Source organism: Stappia sp. TSB10P1A (assembly GCF_900185725.1).
In the GTDB taxonomy this organism is placed as follows: Bacteria; Pseudomonadota; Alphaproteobacteria; order Rhizobiales; family Stappiaceae; genus Stappia.
Genome location: NZ_FYAU01000058.1, coordinates 1 through 1176, shown reverse-complemented (window position 1 = coordinate 1176; position 1176 = coordinate 1). Strand labels below are relative to the sequence as shown.

Sequence of the window (1176 nt, the reverse complement as noted above, 5' to 3'; positions counted from 1 at the left end):
CTGAGTGACTTCGACTTGCGCGCCACCGATTACGCCTCCGGATAATCGCCCGGCCGCTCCAGGCGGCGGCGACACGGCGGCAACCAGCGGAACGCGGGAAAGTGGGTCGGGTGACGCGGCGCCCGGCTGGTTCCCGAGGGGCACGGCTGCGCCCAGACGATCCAGCAATAGGCGGTGGCGGTCGATGCACTTCCGTCCAGTCGCCCTTTGACCATCGGCACCCGCTCGGTGAATTGCAGGATCCACTCGGGCGGGAACCGCGCGAACAGCCGCTCGCGCCTGCCGACGCCTTCGAGAAAGGACGTGCGCACGAGCAACGCGACACCTTCCGTCGCCAGCTCGAGCGCCCGCAATGCGAAAGCCTCGGCAAGGCGGAACGGGGGGTTGGTGATGATCCAGTCTGGTGCCCCGGCCGGCCAGGCGTCAGCGAGCGCCGGCAGTGCCGGGAACAGGAAATCCGCAACCTCGTCTTGGTCGGCTCCCCCGTAGTCGTGAACATCCGAGCCGGAGACCTTGCCGAAATAGCCTTTCAGCGCCCGGACCATGTCGCCCGATCCGCAGGCAGGTTCCCAGCACGAGGCGGCACCGATGCTCCCCCAGGTGTCGAGATGTTCGCACAAGGCCCGCACCGCCCAGGGCGGCGTGGGGAAGTAGTCGAGACTGTCGTGCGGCTCGGCCCGCTGCGCCATCACGGCCGGGGATGTGTTCTGCGCCATCACCCGATCCTTTTCAAAGCCGCTTCCTGGTGCGTGTGCTTGCGCTGTACCGGGCCTTCCACCTTCAGGCGGCCGGAGATCAGAGTGTTGCCTTTCGCATCGGTGATGCCGGCGATCTCGTCATGCTCGGCGATATCCGCGCTGAGGGCGAACAGCGCACGCATGTCCTCGACCATGGCGGTCTTGTCGCCGTCGACGATCTCGCGCGAGGCATTCGACCAGACGAAACACGGCAGCGTGCCGAGCGGCTGGAAATCCGGCGCGACCGGGTTGTTCCAGCCGTCCCGCCCGCTCGCCTGGTTGCGCTCGACAAGCGCCCGCATGGTGAGCCGACCGGCGATCATGTCAGCGCGCCAGATAGAGGGCGCCGACCGCAGCCCCAACCACCATTCCGAGCACGGGCAGCACCCAAGCCCACATCATCAGTCCGCCGACCCAGATGGCGGCGACCGCCACCGGC

At 67.8% G+C, this 1176-nt stretch carries 2 protein-coding genes; both read right to left on the bottom strand.

Features of this window, described 5'->3' with window-relative positions:
* Window positions 1-29: 29 nt before the first annotated feature.
* Window positions 30-716, bottom strand: coding sequence for a hypothetical protein (locus TSB10P1A_RS23425; protein WP_186390387.1), 687 nt, complete (start codon window positions 714-716; stop codon window positions 30-32).
* The gene (locus TSB10P1A_RS23420; RefSeq protein ID WP_186390386.1) at window positions 716-1060 is read right to left on the bottom strand and encodes a hypothetical protein; all 345 of its coding nucleotides are present in this window, start codon (window positions 1058-1060) and stop codon (window positions 716-718) included. The genes TSB10P1A_RS23425 and TSB10P1A_RS23420 overlap by 1 nt, the downstream gene beginning before the upstream one ends.
* Between the last annotated feature and the right edge of the window lie 116 nt (window positions 1061-1176).

Coding starts and splice junctions, on each gene's coding strand:
- TSB10P1A_RS23425 (WP_186390387.1), bottom strand. CDS start 716: ATGGCGCAGAACACATCCCCGGCCGTGATGGCGCAGCGGGCCGAGCCG.
- TSB10P1A_RS23420 (WP_186390386.1), bottom strand. CDS start 1,060: ATGATCGCCGGTCGGCTCACCATGCGGGCGCTTGTCGAGCGCAACCAG.